This is a genomic window from Mesorhizobium sp., from assembly GCF_004962925.1.
In the GTDB taxonomy this organism is placed as follows: domain Bacteria; phylum Pseudomonadota; class Alphaproteobacteria; order Rhizobiales; family Rhizobiaceae; genus Mesorhizobium.
Window position 1 is genome coordinate 21,823 of the sequence record NZ_SUEO01000064.1, and the last position, 747, is coordinate 22,569.

At 65.1% G+C, this 747-nt stretch carries 2 pseudogenes; both read right to left on the reverse strand.

Annotation, left to right across the window (positions count from 1 at the left end):
* Positions 1 to 490 (reverse strand): annotated as a pseudogene (locus E5W87_RS15105) (D-alanine:D-lactate ligase-like protein); the annotation flags it as partial.
* A 159-nt stretch (positions 491 to 649) separates the two neighbouring features.
* Positions 650 to 747: pseudogene (locus tag E5W87_RS15110) on the reverse strand (SMP-30/gluconolactonase/LRE family protein); the annotation flags it as partial.

Sequence of the window (747 nt, forward strand, 5' to 3'; positions counted from 1 at the left end):
TGACAAACCAGCCGGCTGGCGAAGCCGGCGGCTCGACCAGCCAGCGGCCGTCGCGGGCCAAGCCGGATTGCGGCACCGGCAGGTCGAGCGCACCGAGCACGGCGCCGGAACGGAATTTGTCCTGGCAGAGCGCAACCAGCGCATCATCGGCGCCGAGCACCTTCAGACCGTTCAGTCGTGCCAGAGCCGGTGCCGCACCGCCGCGGAAATAGGCGATGCCATCGGTCAGCGTCCACACCAGCGTCGTGTCCGGGCCCTCACCGGCAAGCACGTTTGCGGCATCGTCGAGCGCCACCGGCGCGAAGGACAGACCACGCGTCAGGCAGGCTGCGGCCAGCGCATCGAATTCACGGGCGATGTCGGTCGATTGCGCCAGATAGGAGGCGATTTCGGCGGCGCGCTCCGGCACATGGCCATCGGCGACCAGCCGCTCGAAGCAGGCCTTTTCCGGCTCGTAGACAAGGATCAGCTTCGGCTTGCGACTTGACATGAGATCAGCGGGTCCTGGCAGCGCGATTGCCTACCATTGCACGGCGGATGTATCAGGCTTTCGCGGAACCGACGTCAGCCGGACGCTTGCACGACAGTGCAGGCGCTACCTTCTTGTTTGACCATGCCCCTTTCCGAACCGAAGGTTTGGAGTCATGGTCTAGGCGATCAGCACGCGCGGCTCGAAGCGGCCGTTGACCGGAACGTCGAGCACAAATGTCATGCCGCCCTGGAGATCCAGCAGACGTTGCTTCTCAC